Here is a 24,853-nt window from a genome sequence, read left to right on the forward strand (position 1 = left end):
CTCCGATCCAAGATTAACTTTGGCTAATCTTTTCCCGTAGTCATTCCGGGTTTTCTCCGCTCTTTACGAGCTTCCTCTTCCCGTTACGACTTTTACTGTTTTTTAGGTTGCATCCTTTCGGATGCCGTTCTCTGAATTTTCATTCATGATACTGCATGTTCCCCTTCCGGGGCATGCTCTCATTTAAGAATTTTCAGGGTTGCATTACTGTTTATTTGTCAAGGTTCTGCCCGCTGCCGCTCTGTCATTCTTCGTCGGCAACGAAAATGAGTATATCATTCCTAAATACAAATGTCAATCATAAATCTAACAAATTTTACAAATTTTTTGAACATTATACAAAAAAGCCCATTTTATGCGGATTTTGCAAAATACAAATTACGATAAGATCCCGAAAAACAATGACAGACCATCATGTTCTATCAACAAAGTAGTCTGTCACTAATAATTGCAAAATAATTTTGCCGCTATATATACTTATTATATATATGATTATTTTATTTTTCTGTTACTTAGTCAGCATTAGCTACGGCTGAATCTGTAGCATCGGCTGAAACATCCGAAGCAACAGGGTCGGTCAAAGACTCCTCCCCTAGCGCCAAAGCAACAGACCATATGGCATTTGCTTCCTGCTCTGAGACTTCTCCTACCAAAACAAGATCCTTCGTATCTCCCACACCTATCGTTCCCATAAAAGTAGATAGGTCATTGAGAAGTATTGTAGTCAACGCATATTCCGGTTGTCCGCCGTTAACAGATATTTTGAATTTGGCCCCGGTAGAAGCCATGTTCACATCTATATCCTGCTGAGTTGTATTCTTCATTTCAAAGTTGAGAACCAAAAATTTATATCCGCTTTCGGCACTCATGGCATAAGATGCTTCTTCAACATTTTCATCCGGATAAACATCCGTTAATTCATAGTTAATATATTTTACTTCCACACCTTGTATTCCACAAAAACCCTGATCACTATTATTCGCTTCAACAGCTGATGTATTCGCCGTCCAAGTTTCTTTCTGAAGTACTTGAGGCTCTTGTTCTATCTCGCCGCTTTCCGCCCTCTCTTTTTCCGAAGTTTTTCCCGCCGCTTCCGGTTCCTCTTCTACCAGTCTGTTTTCATAATTCTGATCATATTTCAACAATAATCCCGCCGCATATTCCACCACCTGCGCATTTTCTTCTTCCGTCATTTCGGGAACGGATTCTCCACAGGCCGTCAGCATCAAAGACATCGCAGCCACTAAAACAATTCCTATCTTTTTCCCTCTTCTCATGTTAACTCCCATCTGCTTATGTATATACAAGCTCACATATTGCTCCTATTATACATCATTTTGCAGATTCTGAAAAGCCCTCTTGTTTATCTCGCTGCTAATTCGAACCAAAATTCTACACCATTATCGTAATTCATTACACCGCATTCCTGATTCATGGATTCCATAATAGCCTTTACGATTGATAAGCCCACTCCGCTTCCTCCATACGCCCGCGTCCTGGCCTTATCTACCTTATAGAATTTTTCCCATAAATGTGAAAGGCTGTCCTGCGGAATCTGCTCTCCTGTATTAAAAACAGAAATTCGAACCTTGTCCTCCATTTTATTCAGCTTTATATCGATGATCTTTTCACCCGCCACATGGTTCATGGCATTGCTGAAATAATTTGCAAATACTTCCTCCGTCTTGAATTCATCCCCCCATACGAAAACGGATTCCTGTTCATGGAAATACACCGATATTTCCTTTTGTCTGGTCAATATTTCCGCCGACTGGATATAGGTTCTTATTAACGCTGCTATATCAAACCGCTCCATTGATACTACGTCATTGCCGAATTCCAGCTGGTTCAGCGTAAGGAGCTTTTTGACCATCGTATTCATCTTGGCGGACTCATCGATAATTACATCACAGTAAAATTCCCGGCTTTCCGCATCGTCGTTTATTCCTTCCTTCAGTCCCTCCGCGTAGCCTTGTATTAAAGCTATGGGAGTTTTCAGCTCATGGGAAACATTGGCCAAAAATTCCTTGCGCATTTCATCTATTTCATTTTTCTTCTCTATATCCTTCTGTAATTCATTATTAGCCGTCTTTAATTCTGAAATCGTGGCTTCAAGAGTATTTGACAGCTCGTTAATATTATTTCCCAGCAATGCAATTTCCGTCTTGCTCTTTCCATAATATTTGGCATCGAAATCGAGATGTATCATCCGTTCCGAGATGTCCGCCAGCTCCAATATAGGCTCGGTTACCTTTCTGGATACCATTAAAATAACGATTCCGCTGACCACCGCCGCACCTATACCTACATAGGCAAGAAAACGATTGGCAATGGATACGCTGTCCTGTATTCCCTCCAAGGCGCTGCGGAGAAGAAAGATATTGCCGTTATCCAAAACGCCCCACATTTCTATATATTCTGTCATCGTTCTGGAATCGGTCATCCTTTGTACCGAATAAAGACTGTTTTCCTCCAAGACAATGCTGTTATTACTGCCTGAATTAAAAAAATTGTCCCATAAGCGTCTGCTCATGGTCTCGGGGTCACTGCTGAAGGTTATCCTCGTCTGGGAATCCGCATCCAGTACGATTAGATTGATATTATATTTTTCGGCAATTCTCTGTATCTGTATTCCGAATTCTTCAGTCAAAATATTCCCTGCACTGGCCGCCTTATTAATTACGGAATATGCATTTTTGAGCGCATTCATCTTATTATTCAGATAATATTCTCCCAAAAATGTACTGTTAATAAACCAGCACAACAATATAGTAGCTGTCATCAATCCGATAAAAATTATCGCAAACTGTCTTTTAATAGAATATTTCATTTTTATCATTCCGCCTTAACTGCTTTTTCACTCCGTTTCGAATTTATAACCCATTCCCCATATCGTTTTTATCAAATCGCCCTTCTCCCCCATCTTGCTTCTCAGCTTTTTTACATGGGTATCAATTGTCCGCGCATCGCCGAAATAATCATAGTTCCAGACATTATTTAAAATCTTTTCTCTGGAAAGAGCTATACCTCTGTTTTCCATAAAGTAAGCGAGGAGCTCAAATTCCTTATAGCTTAAATCTATCGCTTTATTATCGATTATAACGATGTGTGCGGCCTTGTTCATCTGAATACCGCCGGCCTCCATGACTTCATCCGTATTCGTCTGATTGGTCCGGCGTAAAATAGCTTCTACTCTCGCCACCAGTATCTTAGGACTGAAGGGCTTTGAAATATATTCATCCACTCCCAGCTGGAACCCCTGCAATTCATCCCGCTCATCCGCTTTTGCCGTAAGCATAATGATAGGGACTTTAGAATATTCTCTCACTTCCCGGCACACTTCCCAGCCATCCATCTTAGGCATCATAACATCCAGAATGATGAGCGCAATATCCTTCTGTTCAAAAAAAATATCGAGAGCGTCACTTCCGTCCTCCGCCTCTATCACATCATAATTATTTTTAACAAGAAAATCTTTGACTAACTTCCTCATTCTGCTTTCATCATCTACAACCAAAATTTTCAGCTTGTCCATAATATCGCCGTTCCTTCCTATTCATTATTTCTCAGTATAACCAATAAATATGTAAAAATTGTGAAGCACTTTTTATATCATATATTATTATAATATAACAAAGGGAAGCCTTCACCTCCCTTTGTTGTTAAAATATGTATATTTTATAGTTTGAATATTTCCATATGCTCTTCCAGTTTATCGGAAATCTCCTTCAACCGTTCCGCATTATCAGAAATGTCACCAATTATAGCACTTACCTCTGTTACCGACGCGGAGGTTTCCTCCGTGCTGGCCGCATTTTCCTCCGCAATAGCCGTCAGGTTCTGCACAATATCCACAACGCTTACACGCGCTTCGTCCAATTGCTTTGTTCTGTCGGCAATAGCCGTCACTCCGACTGCCGAATTGCTTATGCCCGTTTTGACCTGCTTGAAGACATCATTTGTCTTATTGACATTTTCACTCTGCTGACCGATGACCTCTTTTACCGAATTCATCGTCTCTACCGCATCCTGCGAATCGCTGATAAGGGAACTTACGATCATCTCTATCTGCCTTGCCGATTCATCCGACTGCTCCGCCAACTTCTGTATCTGAGCTGCTACCACTGCAAAGCCCCGGCCCTGTTCGCCTGCCCTCGCCGCTTCGATGGACGCATTTAAAGACAACAGATTAGTTTCTTCGGCAATCGATGTAATAATAGCTGTGGCCTCACGTATTTTAACAGCCGATTCGTTAGTGGTATTCGTCTGTTCATAAATTGTATCGATGGAATCCTGCGTTTTCTTATTGATTTCCTCCAAATGCCCTAAGATATTCACCGCTTCGTCGCTGGAACTTCTCATCGACTCCGCATTGCCCTTCAAGCCCTCGACTTGCGCATTCGTTTCCTCTACCATACTGCCCATGAGGATAACGTTTTCCGTTGCCCTTTGCGTTTCCTGCGCATGGGAGGTAGCCCCCTGAGCAATTTCTGCAACGGTCTTTTCCACTTCCCCCATAGTCTCCGCCGTATTCTTTGCTCCTGCGCTCAAGGTATCCGCAGAGCGGAAAATCTCTTCGCTAAGCTGCTTTATCTCCGATACCATTTCCCTAAGCTGTTCCCTCAGGCTGGAAATCGCCCGGCTCATACTTCCGGTTTCATCCCTTCGTTTGTTTAACTTTATCTGGTAATCGTTCTCCGTAAAATCCATATCCGACAGCTTCGCAATAACGGAGGTGATTCGATTGATGGGCTTTACCGTAAAATCAGTTACAAAAAAGCCCAAAATCGAGATTGCAATCAATATGGCAATTCCGGTATAAATGCATCTTTCTATAATGTCGTTAATTGGAGCAAAAATCTCGTCTTCATCCGTGGTAATAACCAGAATATATTTCGCATCCGTGCCTATGTAATAGGCTGCATATTTCATAACTCCATTGAATTCATAAGCTACTACATCCGGCTCAGGAACCTCTCCCTTTGCCAGCTGTGTGACCAGATTACTCACTACTTCATTTTCCACCGGCTGACCGATCTTCTCCGCCGTAGGATGATAAAGCATAATTCCTTCCGCATTCACGGCATATGCATAGCTCGAGCTTATATCGTTAATCGAAATATCACCTATGAGCTCCTTCATATTATCCGCATTTAAAATATCTTCCCCTCCGTTCATCGCCAAATCCAGCATTTCCCCATAGGAATTCGCTACATCGTTCATGTAGTTATGAGTTACCGCCGAATAATCGCTTTTTATCAGAGGGATGATTGTCCACAGATAGATACCTGTTGTCAGTATAATAGCTCCTATCAGCAATAGTACTATCTTTGTCCGTATTGAACTGAGCACGCCTACTCTTAGGTTTCCATTCCGCACAGCGGAACCTTCCTTTGTTTTTTGTGAATTCATAATAATTCACACCCCTTCCTTATACCTCATAAATCCGAAGCATCTTACGTATTTTAAAAATATTATTAGTAATATTATATCATTTTGATGTATATAAAGATATAATTTTCTATTATCTTCCTCATAATATTTCCCTTCTTTATATAAAAAAACTGCTTACCAGACGGTAGCAGTTTTTTTATTTACCCTATTCTTTTATTACCTGATTATTATTTCCTAACAGAGAAACACGAAGCAGCCACAACTTACTGCGATGTTTCGCAGGCCGGAGGAGCCTTTATCCGGTGCTGCGGCAGCTAAAAGTTCACTCCTGCCTGCTTACTCCACCTGAAACGTATAATCCGTATTATATGTTCTTACATACAAAATATTATCCTTCAAAATAAGATAATCTGCCATAGACTTTAAAGGAATTTCCTCAATCACTTTCCCAGACGTCAAATCCAGCTGATACAAATAATCCGGCTCCGACGTAAACCCATAGCCGCAAAGCAGCACATCCCCCGCAATCACAAAGTTATTCGCATTGCTTACAAGCGGTTCACTCTTCCACAAAAGCTTTTTCTCCGTCAAATCAACTGCTGCTACATAGGCATTATGAGGAGAGAACCCGGCATAGGTCAGATGTCCGACTGAAAAATATAAAACGCCATTCTCAGCCTTTGCATAACGTATGATCTGCTCCACAAAAGATTCGTCAGCTTCCGAAAAATCGTCCGCATACCTAAACCCTTCGAGATCAACCGTAAAGCTTTCGCCGCTTTCTCTGTCTGTTACCTGGATACTGCGCTCCTCACTGTCATAAGGAGAATTGATCTCACAGAAGTATCTCTCGTCTCCCACTTCCGTCAGACTTAAATCGTTTTCGGCAAACCACTTTTCTGTATCCGTAATCTCATTCGCCTCTTCCGTAAGCTTAACAAGCTTTAAAGGTGAAGTAACAGACACCGCTTCTCCTTCGATATAATAATCCCATGAGGGATTTTCTATCTCGATTATTGTCGAAACCGTTTCCGGCTCCTCCGCTTCCTGACTCTCTGCCAAATCTTCCCTATCGTCTTCAGTCAAATTGGCCGCAACGCTTTCCTCCACCGTTGTTACTGTCTCCTCGCCTATTTCCTCCGTCTCTTTACCACACCCTGCCAGCAAAATCCCCAAAGAAATTAATACAACGCTGCCTATTTTGCTTTTCATAACTCCTCTCCTTTTCAAACCCTTTCATTCATTCGTTTGTTTCTTATTTTCCCTTATTCTTACCAGTATTTTTTACTTCATATCCTAATTTGTAATATATCATACAGACTTTCAAATCTCAATGTGTTTTAAAAAATATATCATCAGCTATTCCGTTTCACGCAGCCGTTCGACAACAGAGCGTCTGGCGACAGTGCAATACACAACCAGCGGCGCTGCAATACCCAGCGCTGTAAAGATCGGCGCAAGCGCCAATATGGGTAAAACAGTAAACCGATAGGTAAAGAACCAAAATGTATTCTCCAATACTCTGGATAACAAGGGGCCAGCAGCGAGACTGAGCATGAGCGATACGGCGACTGCACCCAAAGCATAATACAGTCCCTCCCAAATCAGCATGGCTTTCAGTTGCCTGCCGGTCATGCCGATGGACTGAAGCATCGCAAGCTCCCTGCGCCGTGTGAGAATTCCGGTCAAAATTGCGTTGAGAAAATTGAGTACTCCTACAAGCCCGACAATAAAGCTCAGAATACCTCCGAGCATCAGGAACATATTCCGAAAGGAATCGAACTCCGCAGCATATGTCGCCTTGCTCTCATAATCGAACTGTGGCATCCTATTATTGGTCAAATCGGATAAAAAGGCCTCCATGCCGTCAATGCTTTCATCCTTGACATCGCAGGCATAATACATCACATTACTGGTATCGCTGTCTTGAATAAACGTCCGTTCGTTCATAACAAACTCATCTGCGCCATAATAGCGGTAGCTGAGGGAGTTCGGCACAATGACCAGTGCCGCCACCTCATACTCAACATTCTGATACACTTTTGCCCGGTAGTAATAATTCTGATCATCGGTAATATTTTCAAAATCAAGAATTTCGCCCGTATCCGGGTCGTAATATTCGTACTCTTCCACATAACGCAACGTTATATTATCGCCAAGCTTTGCCCAATGAGAATCCATCAGGGGATTGCCGTAGTCATCCTCGGAATAGACTGCCGCAACATAACGTCCTCCCGGCTCATAGAGCCTGGACAAATCACCCTCCAGTACTGTCAGCTTATCGAGCGTATATTGCTCCATACCGTAAAGCTGCACCCGGTCAGCTAACAGCCCTGCATCATTTTTATCCGCAGCGGCAACAAGGTAGTCCAGAGTTTCCTGATCATTCCACGCCCCATACATGGCTCGATAATAATCCTCGGTGACAAATTCTTCTGCCGGCCCGGTCATGCCGTAGACCCGCCCTCCTGATTCCACGCCCGGCCGGGTTTCCAGACTGGAGATGGCAACTTCGGGCAGTGCCCTGTCGGCACTCCAAAGTGCTCCTGTCTGAAAATATCCCGCATCCGCCACGATAAAATCTGAAACCATATCGGACAGATATTTATCCATATCAAAACCATTCGTAAAAGTAACCGTCATGTTGAGCAGCAAAGCTGCCAGAGAAAGGGAAACAACGGTGACGGTTGTCTTTCCCCGGCTTCGCCCCAGATTTGCCCATGCCATTTTGAGCAGAGACGCACCTGACTGCGACTCGCGTATCGCTTTTTTACTCGCCGTCCCCTCGGTGTAGCGAACCGCCTCTATAGGCGATACTTTTGCCGCCATTCTCCCCGGTCTGCGGCAGGAAATCATCACTGTAACCAACGCAAAAAGTGCAGAGCCAATAAAAATCAGCGGACTTGCCGATACCGCATCCTGTACGACACCGTTGAGCTGGGACAAAATCACAGGTGTCAGCCGAACTCCCACGCCATAGCCAATCAGCAGTCCAAAGGGAATCCCGAACAGAGACAGCAAAAGTGCCTGATGCCTGATGATGCGCCTGATCTGCCGTCCGGTGGTGCCGATGGTTTTCAGCAGTCCATAGAAACGGATATCATTTGAAACTGAAATCTGAAATACGTTATAAATGATCAGATAACCCGTAAAGGTAATGATCAACAGAAGCCCCACGATTGCAACAACGGTGATGAAATCCATATTATCAGCAAGCTGTGAGCCGGTGTAGCCCCAGTTTACACCTATTGCAATATAGTTATCCCTATCCTCCGCCGAGCGGCTTTCTGTCTGATAACCGTGACCGGCAAGGATTTTGTTCATATCCTGTTCAATGTGCAGTGAACTGCCCAGCATAACGTCCAGATTCCATGAGCCTGTCATGCCGTCATCGCCTATGCCGCTTCCTATTCCAATGTTATCATAGATAGCCTGTGCGCGGCTGTGGGGGATAAGAACATGGTTTGCGATAATCGCCTCGTCATATTCCCACCAGCCGCTCAGTACAAAGGTTTCCGTTACCTCAGTACCGTCCACATCAAAAGTCATGGTAAACTCGTTTCCCAATACCGGCTCGATACCAAGCAATTCCAGCACACGTGTATCGGTGGCGGCTTCATTGCTGTTCTCGGCAGGCAGCCGGCCTTCTGCCGGGTCGCAGTACATCCAGTGTGCCTGCTTTGCGTCGCTGTATCCAATTTCCACATGAGATTTAAGGAAAGGTTCGCTTTCCGCCATTCCTGCAAAACGACGCAACCCGTACTGCTTAATGAGAGGATCGCTTTTTATCTCCTCGAACTGCTCTCTGGTCATATACTTGAATGTCCCGTGGCTCCATCCACCCGCCTGACGGAAGTTCGCCTGCTGAAAAGAATGGTTAATTGACATGGCAATGGTAAACAGTGAGGTGAATAATACTGTCGTCAGCACTATCGCCGCCACCGCAATAATATTTCTCGTATAATTTGCTCTTAAGGTTTTTAAAGACAAACTAAAAATTGTTTTTTTATTTTTCACCTTCATCATACCCGAACACCGCCTATGATTTTTCCATCTTCAATTCGGATGATCCGGTCACACATCTGCGCAATTTCTTCGTTATGGGTTATGATCACAATGGTCTGACTGAATTTTTGGCTGGTTACCTTCAATAAGCCCATAACATCCTGGCTGGTACGGCTATCCAGATTGCCGGTGGGTTCGTCGGCCAGAATAATCGCAGGCTTTGCCGCCAGAGCTCTGGCAATGGCAACACGCTGCTGCTGCCCTCCAGAGAGGTTATTGGACAAGTTCTGAAGCTTGGAGCTAAGCCCAAGAGTATCGATAATACTGGTCACATAATCCTGGTCCGGCACATTCCCGTCCAGCTGAACGGGCAGGAGAATGTTCTCATAAACATTCAATACCGGTACAAGATTATAATTCTGAAACACGAATCCAATTTTTCGTCTCCTGAAGATCGTAAGTTCTTCATCTTTCAGCGTAAAAATATCCTTGCCGTCCACCGTCACACTTCCGGAGGTAGGTCTGTCCAGCCCTCCAAGCATGTGGAGCAGTGTGGACTTGCCGCTGCCGGAGGTTCCCACCACCGCCACGAATTCTCCCTTTTCCACACGGAAGTCCACGCCATCCAGCGCATGTACCTCCATCTCTCCGCTGCCATAAATTTTTCTCAAGTTCCGCGTTTCTAATATTGTCATCCTTTATATTTACTCCTTTCGATATAGAACAAAAACTGTGCATCCATTTTTATGTAATAGGAGCACTTTCCTATTACAATTAGGGTGTCAAAAGATCCTTTATAAATACATTCTGGTCAATATGACCAAAACAAAAAGAACGACTGCGCCTATGTAAATATTTAGAAGTTCTTTCTCTGGATATTTGAGCCATAACAGAAAACAAAACTGTTTGAGCGCAGCGAGTTTTTTGTTTTCTGGCATGTTTGGCGCGAATAGACTGAGAATTAGAACTTCTTATATATTGGAATTCGGCGCAGGAGTCTTTTTGTTTTGAGCATATTGCCTAGAGACGTTCGCAAAAGGACCTTTTGACAACCTAATCCTATTACATAAAAAAGTCCGTATCGTATTTCTACAATACAGACTATACCACAACAATCTTTCCACAATCTTTCCAGCCGATATAAGAATCTAACAGTTTTGAAAGATTTTACTGTCCCATTGGCAAAAATACAGAAAAAGTACTTCCTTCTTCCAGCAAAGACTTTACTTTCAGATAACCTCCCTGTCCTGCAATGATCTGTCTTGCCAAATAAAGACCGATTCCCACTCCATCGATATCATGGACTGCAGCAGAACGGTAAAAACGACCAAATATTGAGGACTGTTCCTCTTCTGCAATGCCTATGCCGTTGTCGCTTACATCTATTCGAAAAAAAAGCTCGTACCGCGCCGTACTAAGCCGTACCCGGCCTCCGCCCGGCGTATACTTAATCGCATTATCCACGATGTTATAAAGTGCCTCCGCCGTCCATTTCAAATCGAAGCAGGCAGCGCCCTCCGTTTCTTCCACCGTGAGCAGCACCCCCTTTTCCTTCGCCTGTGAAAAAGCCTGTGCAAGCACTTTATTAAAAAGGGGCTCCACCTCCTGCATTTTAGGACAAAGGACAAAGACTCCCGATTCCAAACGGGAAGTTTTAATGAGTGAATCGATTAAAAAGGCTAATTTTTGTGCTTGTGCACTCAGCGCCTCTACGCAGGGCATGCTTTCCTCCGGCAGCTCCTGCTCCTTCAACAGCTGAGAATAAAGCAGGATATTAGAGATAGGTGTTTTTGTCTGGTGGGAAATATCCGCGATGAGGGCTTTAATCTTATCCCTTTCCTGCGCCAGATTCTTAGCGGATACCTCCGATGACGATAAATAGTCCGCCATTTTCTCCTCCACGGCTGAAAGGAGACTTTCGTCAAAAACAGATTCCGAAAAAGTTCCGTTTCCTGCCATATCCAGCATAGATCTTAACCGATTCATTATTTTCGTATTTTTATGAGCCGTATAAACAGCCAATACGAGGGAAAGCGCAAAAAATACGAGCGAAAGAACTAACAAAAAAAGAAACCATTTATTCATTTTCCATTATCCTCCCAAATATACCCGATTCCATACACTGTTTTGATATATTGAGGTTTCGAGGAATCCTCCTCCACCTTATCCCTCAGGCGCTTAATTGTAACGGAAAGAGCATTTTCATCCACGTATTCCGCTCCGTCCGTCCATATGCGATCTACCAGCTCGGATCGTGAAAGGATCTTGCCGCGATTCAGCACAAGAATGCGCAAAAGTTTCTGTTCCGTTTTGCTCAGTTCAATAGACGTACCGCCCTTGCAATACTCCATTCTTTCGAAATCAAAGCGGAAGGAAGACACAATCACTACTTCGCCCATGCGCTGCGACCTGTACCTGAGCTGACTGTTTACCCGCGCCCGCAGCACAGCCAGAGAAAATGGCTTAGTGATATAATCGTCCGCTCCCATTTCAAGTCCCAGGACGATATCGGTCTCCATGTCGTTTGCTGTCAGTAAAATCACCTTTGCCTCCTGCATTTGTCTGAATTCCTTTAAAAAATCCAGTCCATTGCCATCCGGCAGGTTAATATCTAAAATCAAAAGCTCGAAATGCTCCTTTAAAAGTGCTTGCCTCGCAGAATTCAAGTCGAAGCTCTGTTCAATATGATATTCCTCGCTTTTTAGCGTCAACGAAATACCGTTGCTCAAGACACGGTCGTCTTCAATGATCAGTATATTCTTCATATTCTTCCCTCTAACATACATTTTCTCAAATAAAAACTCCTTCTTTTTCTCTATTTCATGGGCATGATTTTCCAATATACATATAGTATAACACATTGAAAAAACTTCTATCGATATTTTTTATCGACGCTTTACTCTTGACTTATCCTGCCCCCAAGGCCATAGTTATGTTATAGGGAAAGCTTTTTCAGCCTACCCGGCTACTATTAACTCTGCAGCAAATGAAAAGAAAGGAAGGATCTTATGAGTCTATTCGATTTAACTGGAAAAACCGCAGTAATTACGGGGGCCTCCTCAGGACTGGGCGTACAGTTTGCCAAAGCCCTGGCAAGGCAGGGCGCCGATGTGGCACTGATGGCCAGAAGAGCAGAAAAGCTTACGGATGTGCAGAAGGAAATCGAGCAGTTAGGCGTTCGCTGTCTCTCCGTTCCATGTGATGTCACAAAGATGGACGAGCTTAAACGATCTGTCGCACAAATTGAAAATTTCTTCGGCAAGGTGGATATTCTTGTAAACAATGCCGGTACCGGAGGCTCTGTAGCCGCCGAAGAGCAGACGGACGACGAATGGAAACGAGTCATCGACCTGAATCTCAACAGCGTTTATTATGTGAGCAGGGAATTCGGAAGAGGGATGGTTGCACGTAAATATGGTAAAATCATCAATCTCGGCTCTATCCACAGTACAGTAGCTATGCCGGGCCTTAAGATCAGTTCCTATTGCGCTTCCAAGGGCGCAGTAGCCATGCTTACAAAGGAATTGGCGAATGAATGGGCACCATATAATATTACGGTCAATGCTATCGGGCCTGCTTATTTTCCTTCCGAGCTTACCGATAGCTTTGTAGAAAGCGAGGATTTCAAGCAGGTAATCAAGGCTTACTGCCCTATGGGAAGAGCCGGAAGAGCCGGAGAACTGGACGGAGCTATCGTTTATTTCGCTTCCGATGCTTCCAGCTATACGACAGGACAGCTTTTGACGATAGACGGCGGATGGACATCCATTTAGAATCTTTACTTATATACAGATATTATGGATAGGGAGCGGTGCATCACGGCTGAATTCAGTTGTGGCGCGCCGCTTCTTCATTAAAAATCGCAAAATCTGCATTGCATACTTTTTCAAATTTATAAATACAATTCAAATAGTAAATAATTAGAATTTCGCATTTTTTGTCAAAATATATTTATTTATTGATAAATTAAACTCATTTAGGTAAATTTATATTAACAGTAATGACTCTTAATATTAATAATGAGGAGGATACTTATGCATTGGTCTGGCATTATTATCGGTATTATAGCCTTTTTAATCATTGGCTTGTTTCACCCTATAGTTATTCGTATATGGCCCGTATTTCTCATTCTCGGGTTAATATGCTGCATATCCTCTTTATTCCTTTCGCAAATCATTTTATCCGGATCTCTTGCAGTATTGGGATGCGCCATGCTTTGGTCGGTAATCGAACTTAAAGAGCAGGCCGAGAGAGTTCGCAAAGGATGGTTTCCTGCAAACCCTAAGCATATAAAAAAAGAACACGATAAAAAGGAGTAGCTGCCCATGCGCATCCGCATCATTCTGTTGACTGCATTAGGTTTTCTTTTTCTGGCATTGGGGCTAATCGGAGTTTTTCTGCCGATCTTGCCTACCACACCTTTTGTTTTGTTAGGAGCAGCCTGTTTAACCGGTACTCCGAAACTTAGGGAGAGGATTCTTCGGATTCCCTTTTTCCGGGAATATATCGAAAACTATCAAAAAGGGAACGGCCTGCCTCGCAGGACTGTGATCAAGAGCCTCGTTTTCCTCTGGGGAATGTTGCTCGTGTCCATGTTCCTCATCGGACGGCTTTGGCTCACCCTTCTTCTCATTGTCGTGGGAAGCTGTGTAACGATACACATTCTCTGGATTGCCAAGCCAAAAGGAGATAGAAAATAATGCAAAAGAAAAAACGAGTGTTCGGACGAATAGAGGCTCCCTTCGATATTTTTTATTTGTTATCCGCTTTTACTATTGGTATTTACCTTCTGCGTACCGGCAATTCATCGGTCCGTATTCTTGCAGGAAGTATGGCTCTTGTGCTGGCAATCGGGGACAGCTTTCATCTCCTGCCCCGCATCTGCGCTATCCTTACCGGTAAAGAAGAGCGCCTCACAAAGGCGCTGGGAATCGGCAAACTCATCACTTCAATCACGATGACTGTATTTTATCTTTTTCTATGGCAAATCGGTCTCTTGCTGTTTCTGCCGGATGCGTCGTTTCTTCTGTCGCTCCCTGTTTACATACTCGCCATCCTTCGGATACTGCTTTGTCTGCTTCCGCAGAATCGTTGGACGGACCGCTACCCTCCGGTACGCTTTGGCATTTACCGGAATATTCCCTTTTTTCTTCTGGGTATAGCTGTCGCCCTGCTCTTTGCCATTCACGTGGGCGTTGTTCCTGCGGCAGGCAGTATGTGGCTTGCTATTGCCTTAAGCTTCGGCTTCTATCTCCCTGTAGTGCTGTGGTCCAATGAGAACTCAAAGCTCGGCATGCTGATGCTGCCAAAAACCTGCTGCTATCTATGGATACTACTCATGTGCTTGAAGTTCTAAGCCATATGCCTCCCCATGAAATCAAACGCATGAACCTATGCGGCTGATCATACAAAAATCAATATCGAAAGGAGCGAAACTATGGAACAGTATAAGAAATTAACAAACGAGGTCGGCGCACCGATTCCCGATAACGAAAACGCCATCACCGTCGGCCCTCGCGGTCCCGTGGTAATGCAGGATGTATGGCTATTGGAAAAAATGGCTCATTTTAACCGTGAGGTCATTCCCGAACGCCGCATGCATGCAAAGGGGTGGGGCGCTTACGGCGACTTTACGGTTACGGGCGACATCTCCGAATTTACCAAAGCCAAGGTATTGCAGCCCGGACATAAAACTGACGTTTTCGTCCGTTTCTCTACCGTTGCCGGAGAACGGGGCGCTGCCGACTGCGAAAGAGACATCAGAGGCTTTGCCTGCAAATTCTATACCGAAGAAGGAAATTGGGACTTGGTCGGAAATAATACTCCTACTTTCTTCATCCGCGATGTACATAACTTTTCCGACTTGAACCGCGCCGTGAAAAGAGATCCTCGTACCGGCAGGCGCAGCGCGCAGAACAACTGGGATTTCTGGACGCTTCTACCGGAAACCTTCCACCAGCGCACCATCGTCATGTCCGATCGCGGAATTCCTGCTTCCTTCCGCCATATGCACGTTTTCGGCGAACATACCTTCAGCTTCTATAACGCAGAAAACAAAAGGGTATGGTGCAAATTCCATCTGCATACCAAACAGGGAATCAAGTGTCTTACCAATGAGGAGGCCGAAAAAATCAATGGCATGGACCGGGAATACCATGGAAAGGACCTTTTCGAATCCATTGAAAAAGGCGATTATCCTCGCTGGACGATGTATGTACAAATCATGACGGAAGAACAGGCCCAAAATCACTACGAGAATCCCTTCGACATTACAAAAATCTGGCCGCATAAGGAATTTCCTTTGATCGAGGTCGGCATACTGGAGCTTAACAGGAATCCTGAAAATTATTTCGCAGAGGTGGAGCAGGCTGCATTTACCCCCGCCCATGTAGTACCCGGCATCGGATTTTCTCCCGACCGCTTCCTGCAGGGCCGTCTGTTCGCTTACGGCGATGCACAGCGTTACCGCCTTGGCGTGAACCACAACCATATTCCGGTTAACCGTGCCCGGGTTGAGGTCAACGAGTATCACCGGGACGGTGCGATGCGCACAGACGGTAATTATGGCGGTGCTCCCGCTTACTCTCCCAACAGCTACGGCTACTGGACGGCTCAGCCTGAAGTGTCGGAGCCGCCTTTGGATATCGAAGGAGCTATGTGGCGTTACGATCCCAAAGATGACCCTACAGACGATAACTTCCGTGCCGGAGGCAATCTGTGGAGGATTCTTACAGAAGATAAAAAGCAGCTTCTCATTGAAAATACTGCTGCCGACATTGCCCCCGTTACCAATAATATTAAATACCGCCATGCCGTACACTGCTATCTGGCAGATACCGAGTATGGTGAACGAATAACAGAAGCGATGGGACTCGACATCGAAAAAGTAAAGGAGCTGTCCAAACTGGACAACAACGGCCTGATCAATGCTACGATCTCTCCCGAAATGTAAGCTTCTATAGCTTTCATTAAAACACGCTGAATAAAGACAGGAGGGTGTCCCCGAAGTCATAAAATGACTTAAGGGGCATCCTCCTTTTCCCACACTTATGATTCAAACAAATATCCCGTCATGGATAGGCTTCCCAAAACGCAGGCCTTATTGAATACGGTTATCTCATCCTCTTCCTTTGCTGCTCCGAGCACATACAGAAGCGGTGCGAAGTGATCCAGAATAGGAAATGCCAACTGTGCGCTGCTTCCCGCCTTCTCATAATCAAGCACAGCCTCGTCCCTTCGCGCCAGAATATTCTCTATAATGTAATCGTCGAACTCTTCCGCCCAGGAATAGCCGCCCTCCATCTCCCAATTGACTCTCGACAGATTATGGACTACGTTCCCGCTTCCGAATATCAATACCCCCTGCTCTCTGAGTCCGGACAGCTCCTGTCCGATCTTATAATGCTGCTCTACAGTCGCATTTCTATCCACGCTAAGCTGAAATACAGGGATATCCGCCTCCGGATACATTCTGTGGAGAACAGACCATGTTCCGTGGTCATAACCCCAGGAATTATCTTCTACAACATCCGCGCTGATCATAGATTTCGCCAGCCGGGCGAAATGCGGAGCTCCCTTGGCATTGTAGACAATTTCATAAAGCTCCTTCGGAAATCCATACATATCGTAAATCGTACTAGCCGTTTCTTCTGTCATAATCCGGGTATCCTTAGTATACCAATGTGCCGAAACCGCTAAAATCGCTTTCGGCTCGGGAATCCGGCTTCCAATATGCTTCCATTCCTCCACAAATTGATTCTCCTCGATCGCATTCATAGGAGAACCATGTCCTACAAACAATGTTGGCATTCGACTCATATTTGTCACCCCTTCTTTCTTTTCTTGCATTGAGTATAGCATATCTATCATTTTATATCCAGAATCATCTTTCACTTGAAATAGCGATAAAAAATTATCGCGTAAAAGCATTCATTTATTTTCAATATTCATTATTTATATTATAATAGGATAAACAAAACACACTATATTAAAAGGAGGAAACATATGAAATGTAGGTTTACCGTATTATTAAGCTGTATCTTGTTTACTTTTTTCTTCACCGGCTGTCAAAACCAATCCGCGTCACAGACTGATAGTGCAGCCGCGGAGGAAGTCTCTGCACTTCCAGCTACCGAAGAAGCCACTGCATCCGAGCCGATCGACGAACCAATCGCTGAAAGTTCCACCGTCGAGGAGGCCGAACCTGAATTACCGCCGGTAAAACTTCCGGCAGCCGAGTATCGTTTAACCATTAAGTATTCTTCTGAGCTGCTTAAAAATGCAGTTGACGGAAGCAATCCTGACAAAACACTGAACATATATCTTCCTGCCAGTTATTATGACAGCGAAAAGCGTTATCCCGTGGTTTACTTTTTTCACGGGTTAGGCTTAACTCCACATACCTTTTACAGGGATTGGGAGGCTTTTGCTCAATATATGCAGGCAGACCCGGATAAGGAATTAATCGTTGTTGAGGTGGACGGTCGGACAGTCAGAGACAATTTCTCTTTCTATGTGAATTCAGAGGTCACCGGCCTCTGGGAGGATTACGTAACTACGGAGATTGTTCCTTTTGTGGATGAAAACTACCGTACGATTGCAGATGCCTCCTCCAGAGGAGCTGCTGGATTTTCCAGCGGAGGATTTTCATGTATTAATTTAACACTTCGGCATCCCGATATTTTTTCCTGCGTTCAGGCTATCAGTCCAGGCTTATTAAAAGATGAAGATTTGCCGGAAGCCTTGAATGGGTGGAATGCTACTCCAGACTTTTTAACAGCTTACGGTCGGGCTTTTGCTCCTGACCCAAAAGCAGAATCCCTTTATAATGTACCCGTTTTAGACGGCTCTCCAGAGGATAATGCCTTATGCGAAAAATGGCTGGACGGTTTTGGTCATCTAGACCAAAAAATAAGTGACTATTTGGCACTAAATAAACCTCTTAATAACATACAGATTATATATGGCGCTCAGGACCCGTATCCTTTGATGCTGGATGGTGCTAAATACTTCTGTGAATTATTAGAAGAAAACGGATTCGATGAACCACTGATAGAACTGCAGATGGGACATACTATTCCGGAGGACTATATCGGGACATACTTCGTTCCTTTCTTTTCCAGCTCTTTGAATTTTAACGAATAATAAAAACTGCTCCGGATAAAAGTATTTACTTTTTTCGGAGCAGTTTTTTTTAATTGCTGTCCACCAAAACACACCAAATTTATCAACGAGATTCAGACCGCTTCTTAACTTCCTTTCAAATGGTCAGAATCACAATCTATAATAATGGGGAACGATGTCCTGATAGCTTCCGTCCTTCATAAGAAATCCCTCAGGAATCACACCGAGCTTGACAAAACCCAGCTTTTCATACAAGTGAATGGCACGAGTATTGGTAATTACCACAGCATTGAACTGTAATATCCGGAATCCGATTTCCCTCGCCTTCCCAATACAGTGGGATACGAGTATCTCTCCGATTTTCTTCCCACGCTGTCCGCCTTTTACCGCATAACTGGCGTTGGAAATGTGCCCGCACCTGCCGATATTGTTGGGATGCAGGATATAAAGACCGACCACACTATCCGTCTCCTCCTCTACCGCTATCCCCGTAAAGGACTGCGCTTCAAAAAATTCCATACCTGTCCGCTCATCGAGAAGCTCCATCTGGGGAAAAGCCACTCCTTCCTCCACCACTTCGTTCCAGATTCCAAGCATAGCCGGAATATCCTCTTTCGTAAATTCTCTAACCGCAATACCCATTCTTTTGTCTCCAATCCGATTTTTCCATATGTTATTCAGGAGCCTTCCGGCTCGTTGTAAGAATACCAATCCGATTCCGGCATTCCAAGCTGTCGTAATATACCGTTGAGATAACCGATATTATACATAATATGCCTTATTTGTCCCGTAATGACATCTGCATAAGTATATTGCGGATTTTCACCGTAAACCGGACAGCCTAATTTCTCATCGTCCAGGCTGTCAAATATATGCGATGTTTTTGCTTGGATCGCTTCCAGATATTCCAGCATTTCTTCCCGCGAAATATACAGTCCTTCAAAGCTGCCCTCATACAGGTCCGTAGTATAAGCATCATCGAAAATCTTCGTACGCCACTCACTTTCATCATATCGTTCCCTCATCCAAAAATCGACAAAATAAACATAGTGGAAGACCTGCTGCCAAAAAGGTACTTCATGATAGGACGATGACCATATCTCATCAGGACAAACTTTCATTAGTACATTCGCCATATGAAGGGTGGAATCAAACTGATTCCTCATCGCTTCCGTAACCAATCTTTTCATTCAAAATCTCCTCTTTCAATTATTAGCTGTAATCGCCTTAATCATAGTCAATATTGCAAACCATAACCGACCGGAAAAAGAACCTCCTCAGTTCCGATCGCCCCGGTTTCTGAATAGTATGGCATCGGTAAGGTTCCCTGAAAACTTTTCTTGCCGCTTAGAACATTCGCAATCCCGTCCCCTTCACTTCCCGGCAGGTAGCATATAACTGCCGCATCCCAATGGTCTAAATATTCCCCGATCATTACATTTCTTCCCGCAACAAGCAGGGTAATTGTCGGAAGTCCAAGACTATCCGCAAGTTCAATCGCTTTCTTGTTTCCCGCAAGCGCAAGCTTACCTGTAATACTGATATCCTCACTATCACCTTCCCATTCCGCATAGGGCCTTTCTCCCAGACATAGAAGTGTTACATCTGCCTGCGATGCCTGACTTTCATCCGTTATCACGGTAAATTCATATTCCTCAGCAAGAGCTTTGAGACCGTCTAAAATTGATTTTCCTTCAGGAATCCATTTCTTGTTTTTATCCGCGTCAGTTCCTCCCTGCCAGCTTACCGTCCAGCCGCCGCACTGGACACCTGTATCATCCGCTGCCGGGCCTGTAACAAAAATCCGTGTTCCCTTTTTTAAAGGCAGTAATTCCTCTTCATTTTTTAACAGAACAAGGCTTTCCTCCACCAATGTTCTGGCCAGTTCCCGATACTCCTCCGTACCCGCTCGGTCCTTACGGGTATTTTGATTCTCCATCATAGGATCATCAAAAATACCAAGTTCCATTTTCACGGATATAATTCTTCTTACCGCATCTTCAAATCTTTCCCTGGGGATATTTCCGTTCTCGACCCCCTCCACAATATACTTGCGGCATTCCTCATACGAGGTATCCTCCATCAGCATATCGATTCCGGCATTGACTGCAGCGATTGTCTGTTCTTTCAGATTTCCCCCTGAAATATTATGTATAGAATTCCAATCACTTACGATAAATCCGTCAAATCCCATTTCTTCCTTCAGCATCATGATATATTTCTCATTTTCATGCATTTTTATACCGTTTAAGCTGCTGTGACTGATCATTATCGTTTTTACACCACTGTCGATCATCGCTTGGTAGATATCCAGTTGTTCCTGTATCTCCGCCTCAGACATCTGTGCATTTCCCCTGTCAATCAGGCGGTAAGTCTCGTCCGAATTCTCACCGCTGCCATAAGTCGTATTGCCGTCTCCCAGAAAATGTTTTGCGCAGGGAAGTGCACCTCCGTCAATCAAGCCCTTGGAAAAAGAACTTGCCATTTTTTTAATAAGCTCCGATTCGGTAGAATAGCTTTCATAAGTTCTGCCCCACCTTGGATCTTCGGCAGCCGCAACACAAGGCGAAAATGTCCAAAGTACTCCCGCAAGCCTTGTTTCGTCCGCTACCGCCAGCCCCATCTGATAAGTCAGCGCTTCATCGTTAGCGGCTCCTATACCGATATTATGAGGAAATACAACCGTTCCCGCGCAGGTATTTACTCCGTGCACGGCGTCATTGCCGTAAATATAAGGAATTCCTGCTTCAGATTCCAATGCGTTTTTCTGGAGGCCGAGAATAATTTCGCGCCATTCCTGTGCCTCCATCGGTACACCAAAGGTAGAAAGCACACTACCGTAATCGTATTTCCTCATATCCTCTTCTGTAATGCTATAAACAGCTCCCTGAACCATCTGTGCTGCTTTTTGCCCGGTGGTGAGCCGCATCATAATTTCGTCCAACGACTCCTTAGAAATACTTGCACTTTCCTCTTCCCTGGGAACAGGAACGCTTTCAGTATCTTTTTGCACATTTGCCGCCGATTCTGTTTCTGTGCCGCATCCGGCCAAAGCAGTCAGAAGGGCACATAGTAATATTACTTTTATTGCTCCTCTCTTTCGCTTCATATAAAATTCCCCCTTTGTTTTTCTACATTTATTATTTGTTCATGCACTTCTCCCTTCTTGTCCCTCTTTCTTCCGCTAATATTTATTAATTCATTTTATTAAACACATGAAAGGAGTGAATGCTGTTACGACTATTTTACATAAATTATTCTATTACGGCAATCTTTTAATTAACACTATTTTGCCAAACTCTATATGAGATCAAAGGTGTGCTTGACGCGCGCCAAGCTGCGCATCCTGCACGAGTGCTTTTTGTTTCATTCATAGGAAACCGAAGCTTTACTACCGTAACATAACAAGGTCTTTCCTATGAATGAAAATAAAAGCAAGCATATCGTTCAGATTGAACGTTATGCTTGCTTTCTTATACATCTCACCTGGCGGTGTCCATAAACATATTGTCGTTATGCTATCTTATAGAAAACTGCCTGATAAGTGGTCTTTCTATAATGATTCTTTATGCCGGACGAACATTAACTGCCTGTAATCCACGAGCACCTTTTGTAACATCAAATACTACGGATTGACCCTCATCCAATGTCTTATATCCATCCATCGTAAGTCCTGAGTAATGTACAAATACATCGCCTCCCTGCTCGTCAGTGATGAAACCAAATCCTTTTTGTCCGTTGAACCATTTTACTGTACCTTTATTCATAAAAGATACCTCCTTATTTTTTATATACTTTATAAAATTAAAAAAATCACATATTTTTTGTGAATCATCAATACAATAATGACTTACAAAAAATATGTGAAATCAAAACTTTATTAAAAATACAATTACAAGATATCACAGAAAAAAATAAAAGTCAAGTGAAAAAAAGCATTTCGGTTAAATATGTTGAAACGACAAAATTGCCCTGCCGTGAGGCAAAACTATAATAACAAAAAACAACGGTAATCAACAGAATGGCGCAGCTTTTTTTGCTGCGCTACATTTTGTCAGATATTTTTACTAATTGAAAATTTGAATTATAAAACAGAATATCAATCTCACTCTCAACAATTTTCAATAAAATTCACTAAAACCTCATTGAATTTATCTTTCTCGTCATAGAAAGTCGCATGGCCTGATAATTCAAATGGTACCAGCTTGGAATTGGGTATCATTTTATTTTGTACCTCACCTAATTCAAACGGAACGATCTTATCATGTGTTCCATGAATAATCAAAGTAGGCACACGAATGGATTCTAAATCAGTGAATAATACTTCTTTAATCCAAGTTTCTTCAACAGAAGCGGTTGCCCAGCCTGCGGCCCGAAGCCCCATTTGAAAAAACCAGTCTGAAAAAGCTTCCGTAATATGTTGAAAGAAAAAATTATTTCCAAAATTCTGTAGCATTTGTGGACGGTCGTTATAGGTATCTTTGATCATTTGCGTGATAGCTTCTTTATCCACTCCATAAGGAAAATCGGGGAGTTTTATTAAGCTTGGCGCGGCTGCAGCAAAAAGTGCCAATTTAGACACTCCGTAACCTTTATGCCGCCCCATATACTTTACTGAAATTGATCCTCCAGTAGAATGTCCCGCCAAAGTAAAGTCATGCAGGCGCAAAGCCTCCACAATATATCTCACATCATCTGACAAAGTGGCATAATCGTAACCTTGAAACGGTCTATCAGACTCACCAAACCCCCTTATGTCTATTCCAATACATCTGTAACCCAGTTTCGGAATTTGATTAAACTGGTACTCAAACAAATTGTGATCTCCAGGCCATCCATGTATAAATAAAATAGTCTTTTTACATCCCGGATTAAGATCCTCTACATATATTCTTACATTATCTCCCGTAGTAACATAAAAACCCATAATTATGCTCCTTGATGGTACATTTAATTAATTATATTCATATGCTACTAATCTAATGAAGAGTTTGTTGTTATCAGAAACTATTTTAACTGTCAGGAATGTGTTTATCCCAACTCAATTTTCTTCCTTAATACTAAACAGATGTTTAACATCTTCGACCGACAATTTAGCGGTTCCATTTTCCCCTTTGATAGCAAAACTGTTTGAAAACTGTTTGTATGTATACTCCCTTCCTTTAATAAATATCACATCAACACCATTTTTCATCACTATAGAAAATGTACTTTTGGGTATTGCTCTAACCATAATATATCATCCCTTTCCCCTAATCCATGATTCTCATATTGAATCAATATGGTTTTTATTTTATCATGAAATGTAATTTTCTTCTATATTTGTACAAAAAGAAATCCAGACCGCCGTTCCAAAATGAAAGGTGATCTGGATCAATTGAAAGACTCATTTATTAATATGCTGTCATGCCACCATCAACTACAAGAGTTGTCCCATTGACAAAACTCGATTCATCTGATGCAAGGAATACTGCAGCTGCGGCAAGCTCCTCAGGGTCACCATTACGCGGATTAGTTCCAATTCCTGCCATTGCACGTTCCAAGCCAAAGGGATCCGGATTGCGGATACCCGCCTCACTAATCTCTGTGGAAACGCCGCCAGGACAAATTGCATTGCATCGAATTCCTTTTTGTGCATACATAAATCCAATATTTTTTGTTAACCCGACCAAAGCAAATTTTGATGAAGTATATGCCGCGCCTGCACGCGAACCCTGAAGTCCGCCGACAGAAGCAATATTAATAATATTGCCATAGCCCTGTTTGAGCATCTGTTTTACTGCTTTACGGCAAAGGACAAAAGGACCTGTCAAATTCACATCAATTATATGATGCCACATTTCATCTGTCATTTCATCCATAATACCTGCATTGTTAATCAAGACATCAATACGACCATATTCTGCTACAACATCATCCATCATCTATTCCATCTGCTGTTGGTTCGACACGTCTCCTACCTTGGCAACTATTATGTTACCATTGCACTCAGCTTCTTGAGCAATAGCTTCCAAGCGCTCTTTGCGTCTTGCTACAGCAATAACAGTTGCACCTTCTGCGGCAAAGCGTAAAGCCATTGCCCTTCCCATTCCTGCACTGGCTCCTGTAATGACAGCCACCTTATTCTTTAACCTCATGACAATCCTCCTATTTATGTGTATAGTGAAATGCATGATTATTATATCACTTTGTTAAAAAATAATCAATATGATCATGTGACTGGTAAATACTCAAGTATTCCTGATTGAGAGTTTCTCCATCGTTTTGTTTGCTCTGTCAGCATCTTCTACCATTCTATTCAATTTAAACTCTTCCAAATTATTTAAGTCAT

The 24,853-nt window shown here is 43.3% G+C and carries 22 protein-coding genes and 1 pseudogene; 6 read left to right on the forward strand and 17 right to left on the reverse strand.

Annotation, left to right across the window (positions count from 1 at the left end):
• Positions 1-512 precede the first annotated feature (512 nt).
• The 9 genes from V6984_RS13095 to V6984_RS13135 form a co-directional block, all read right to left on the reverse strand.
• A complete protein-coding gene (locus V6984_RS13095) occupies positions 513-1,313 on the reverse strand; it encodes a hypothetical protein (RefSeq protein WP_342756068.1) in 801 nt (266 codons plus the stop codon).
• Between the two features lie 50 nt (positions 1,314-1,363).
• Positions 1,364-2,830 carry a HAMP domain-containing sensor histidine kinase gene (locus tag V6984_RS13100; protein ID WP_342756069.1) on the reverse strand — a complete coding sequence of 489 codons (1,467 nt, stop codon included), beginning with the start codon at positions 2,828-2,830 and terminating at the stop codon, positions 1,364-1,366.
• Positions 2,831-2,857: 27 nt separating this feature from the next.
• Positions 2,858-3,535, reverse strand: coding sequence for a response regulator transcription factor (locus tag V6984_RS13105; RefSeq protein ID WP_342756070.1), 678 nt, complete (start codon positions 3,533-3,535; stop codon positions 2,858-2,860).
• 143 nt (positions 3,536-3,678) lie between these two features.
• Entirely contained in the window at positions 3,679-5,412 is a 1,734-nt protein-coding gene (locus V6984_RS13110) for a methyl-accepting chemotaxis protein (protein ID WP_342756071.1), read from the reverse strand.
• Positions 5,413-5,730: 318 nt separating this feature from the next.
• Positions 5,731-6,606, reverse strand: coding sequence for a hypothetical protein (locus V6984_RS13115; protein WP_342756072.1), 876 nt, complete (start codon positions 6,604-6,606; stop codon positions 5,731-5,733).
• A 147-nt stretch (positions 6,607-6,753) separates the two neighbouring features.
• A complete protein-coding gene (locus V6984_RS13120) occupies positions 6,754-9,420 on the reverse strand; it encodes an ABC transporter permease (protein ID WP_342756073.1) in 2,667 nt (888 codons plus the stop codon).
• On the reverse strand, positions 9,417-10,094 hold the full coding sequence (locus V6984_RS13125) for an ABC transporter ATP-binding protein (protein ID WP_342756074.1): 678 nt from the start codon (positions 10,092-10,094) through the stop codon (positions 9,417-9,419). The genes V6984_RS13120 and V6984_RS13125 overlap by 4 nt, the downstream gene beginning before the upstream one ends.
• A 472-nt stretch (positions 10,095-10,566) precedes the next feature.
• A complete protein-coding gene (locus V6984_RS13130; protein ID WP_342756075.1) occupies positions 10,567-11,484 on the reverse strand; it encodes a HAMP domain-containing sensor histidine kinase in 918 nt (305 codons plus the stop codon).
• Complete coding sequence (locus tag V6984_RS13135) at positions 11,481-12,164, reverse strand: response regulator transcription factor (RefSeq protein WP_342756076.1); 684 nt, start codon at positions 12,162-12,164, stop codon at positions 11,481-11,483. Before V6984_RS13135 ends, V6984_RS13130 begins: the two co-directional genes overlap by 4 nt.
• Positions 12,165-12,407: 243 nt before the next feature.
• Here V6984_RS13135 and V6984_RS13140 point away from each other — a divergent pair, with 243 nt between their 5' ends.
• From V6984_RS13140 to V6984_RS13160, 5 genes are all read left to right on the forward strand, one after another.
• Positions 12,408-13,172: a glucose 1-dehydrogenase gene (locus V6984_RS13140; RefSeq protein ID WP_342756077.1), complete on the forward strand. Its 765-nt coding sequence runs from the start codon at positions 12,408-12,410 to the stop codon at positions 13,170-13,172.
• A 261-nt stretch (positions 13,173-13,433) separates the two neighbouring features.
• On the forward strand, positions 13,434-13,718 hold the full coding sequence (locus V6984_RS13145; protein WP_342756078.1) for a DUF4491 family protein: 285 nt from the start codon (positions 13,434-13,436) through the stop codon (positions 13,716-13,718).
• Between the two features lie 6 nt (positions 13,719-13,724).
• Entirely contained in the window at positions 13,725-14,099 is a 375-nt protein-coding gene (locus V6984_RS13150) for a YbaN family protein (RefSeq protein WP_342756079.1), read from the forward strand.
• On the forward strand, positions 14,099-14,755 hold the full coding sequence (locus V6984_RS13155) for a hypothetical protein (protein ID WP_342756080.1): 657 nt from the start codon (positions 14,099-14,101) through the stop codon (positions 14,753-14,755). The genes V6984_RS13150 and V6984_RS13155 overlap by 1 nt, the downstream gene beginning before the upstream one ends.
• Positions 14,756-14,836: 81 nt before the next feature.
• Positions 14,837-16,351: a catalase gene (locus tag V6984_RS13160; RefSeq protein ID WP_342756081.1), complete on the forward strand. Its 1,515-nt coding sequence runs from the start codon at positions 14,837-14,839 to the stop codon at positions 16,349-16,351.
• Positions 16,352-16,446: 95 nt separating this feature from the next.
• Here V6984_RS13160 and ygiD read toward each other — a convergent pair whose 3' ends face one another.
• Positions 16,447-17,208, reverse strand: coding sequence for a 4,5-DOPA dioxygenase extradiol (gene ygiD, locus V6984_RS13165; protein ID WP_342756082.1), 762 nt, complete (start codon positions 17,206-17,208; stop codon positions 16,447-16,449).
• Between the two features lie 195 nt (positions 17,209-17,403).
• On the opposite strand from ygiD, the gene V6984_RS13170 reads away from it, so the two are divergent.
• Positions 17,404-18,543 carry an alpha/beta hydrolase gene (locus V6984_RS13170; protein ID WP_342756083.1) on the forward strand — a complete coding sequence of 380 codons (1,140 nt, stop codon included), beginning with the start codon at positions 17,404-17,406 and terminating at the stop codon, positions 18,541-18,543.
• A 129-nt stretch (positions 18,544-18,672) separates the two neighbouring features.
• Here the strand turns inward: V6984_RS13170 and V6984_RS13175 are convergent, their stop codons facing one another.
• The 7 genes and pseudogenes from V6984_RS13175 to V6984_RS13205 all read right to left on the reverse strand — a co-directional run bounded on the left by V6984_RS13175 (position 18,673) and on the right by V6984_RS13205 (position 24,695).
• Positions 18,673-19,164 carry a GNAT family N-acetyltransferase gene (locus V6984_RS13175; RefSeq protein ID WP_342756084.1) on the reverse strand — a complete coding sequence of 164 codons (492 nt, stop codon included), beginning with the start codon at positions 19,162-19,164 and terminating at the stop codon, positions 18,673-18,675.
• Between the two features lie 35 nt (positions 19,165-19,199).
• Positions 19,200-19,712, reverse strand: coding sequence for a DinB family protein (locus V6984_RS13180; RefSeq protein WP_342756085.1), 513 nt, complete (start codon positions 19,710-19,712; stop codon positions 19,200-19,202).
• 47 nt (positions 19,713-19,759) lie between these two features.
• On the reverse strand, positions 19,760-21,631 hold the full coding sequence (locus tag V6984_RS13185) for a glycoside hydrolase family 3 protein (protein ID WP_342756086.1): 1,872 nt from the start codon (positions 21,629-21,631) through the stop codon (positions 19,760-19,762).
• A gap of 457 nt (positions 21,632-22,088) precedes the next feature.
• On the reverse strand, positions 22,089-22,289 hold the full coding sequence (locus tag V6984_RS13190; protein ID WP_342756087.1) for a cold-shock protein: 201 nt from the start codon (positions 22,287-22,289) through the stop codon (positions 22,089-22,091).
• Positions 22,290-22,633: 344 nt separating this feature from the next.
• A complete protein-coding gene (locus tag V6984_RS13195) occupies positions 22,634-23,449 on the reverse strand; it encodes an alpha/beta hydrolase (protein WP_342756088.1) in 816 nt (271 codons plus the stop codon).
• Positions 23,450-23,563: 114 nt separating this feature from the next.
• Positions 23,564-23,755 carry a hypothetical protein gene (locus V6984_RS13200; RefSeq protein WP_342756089.1) on the reverse strand — a complete coding sequence of 64 codons (192 nt, stop codon included), beginning with the start codon at positions 23,753-23,755 and terminating at the stop codon, positions 23,564-23,566.
• 160 nt (positions 23,756-23,915) lie between these two features.
• A pseudogene (locus tag V6984_RS13205) lies at positions 23,916-24,695 on the reverse strand (SDR family NAD(P)-dependent oxidoreductase).
• Positions 24,696-24,853: the final 158 nt, after the last annotated feature.

The sequence above is a fragment of the Kineothrix sp. IPX-CK genome (assembly GCF_039134705.1).
Classification (GTDB): Bacteria; Bacillota; Clostridia; order Lachnospirales; family Lachnospiraceae; genus Kineothrix; species Kineothrix sedimenti.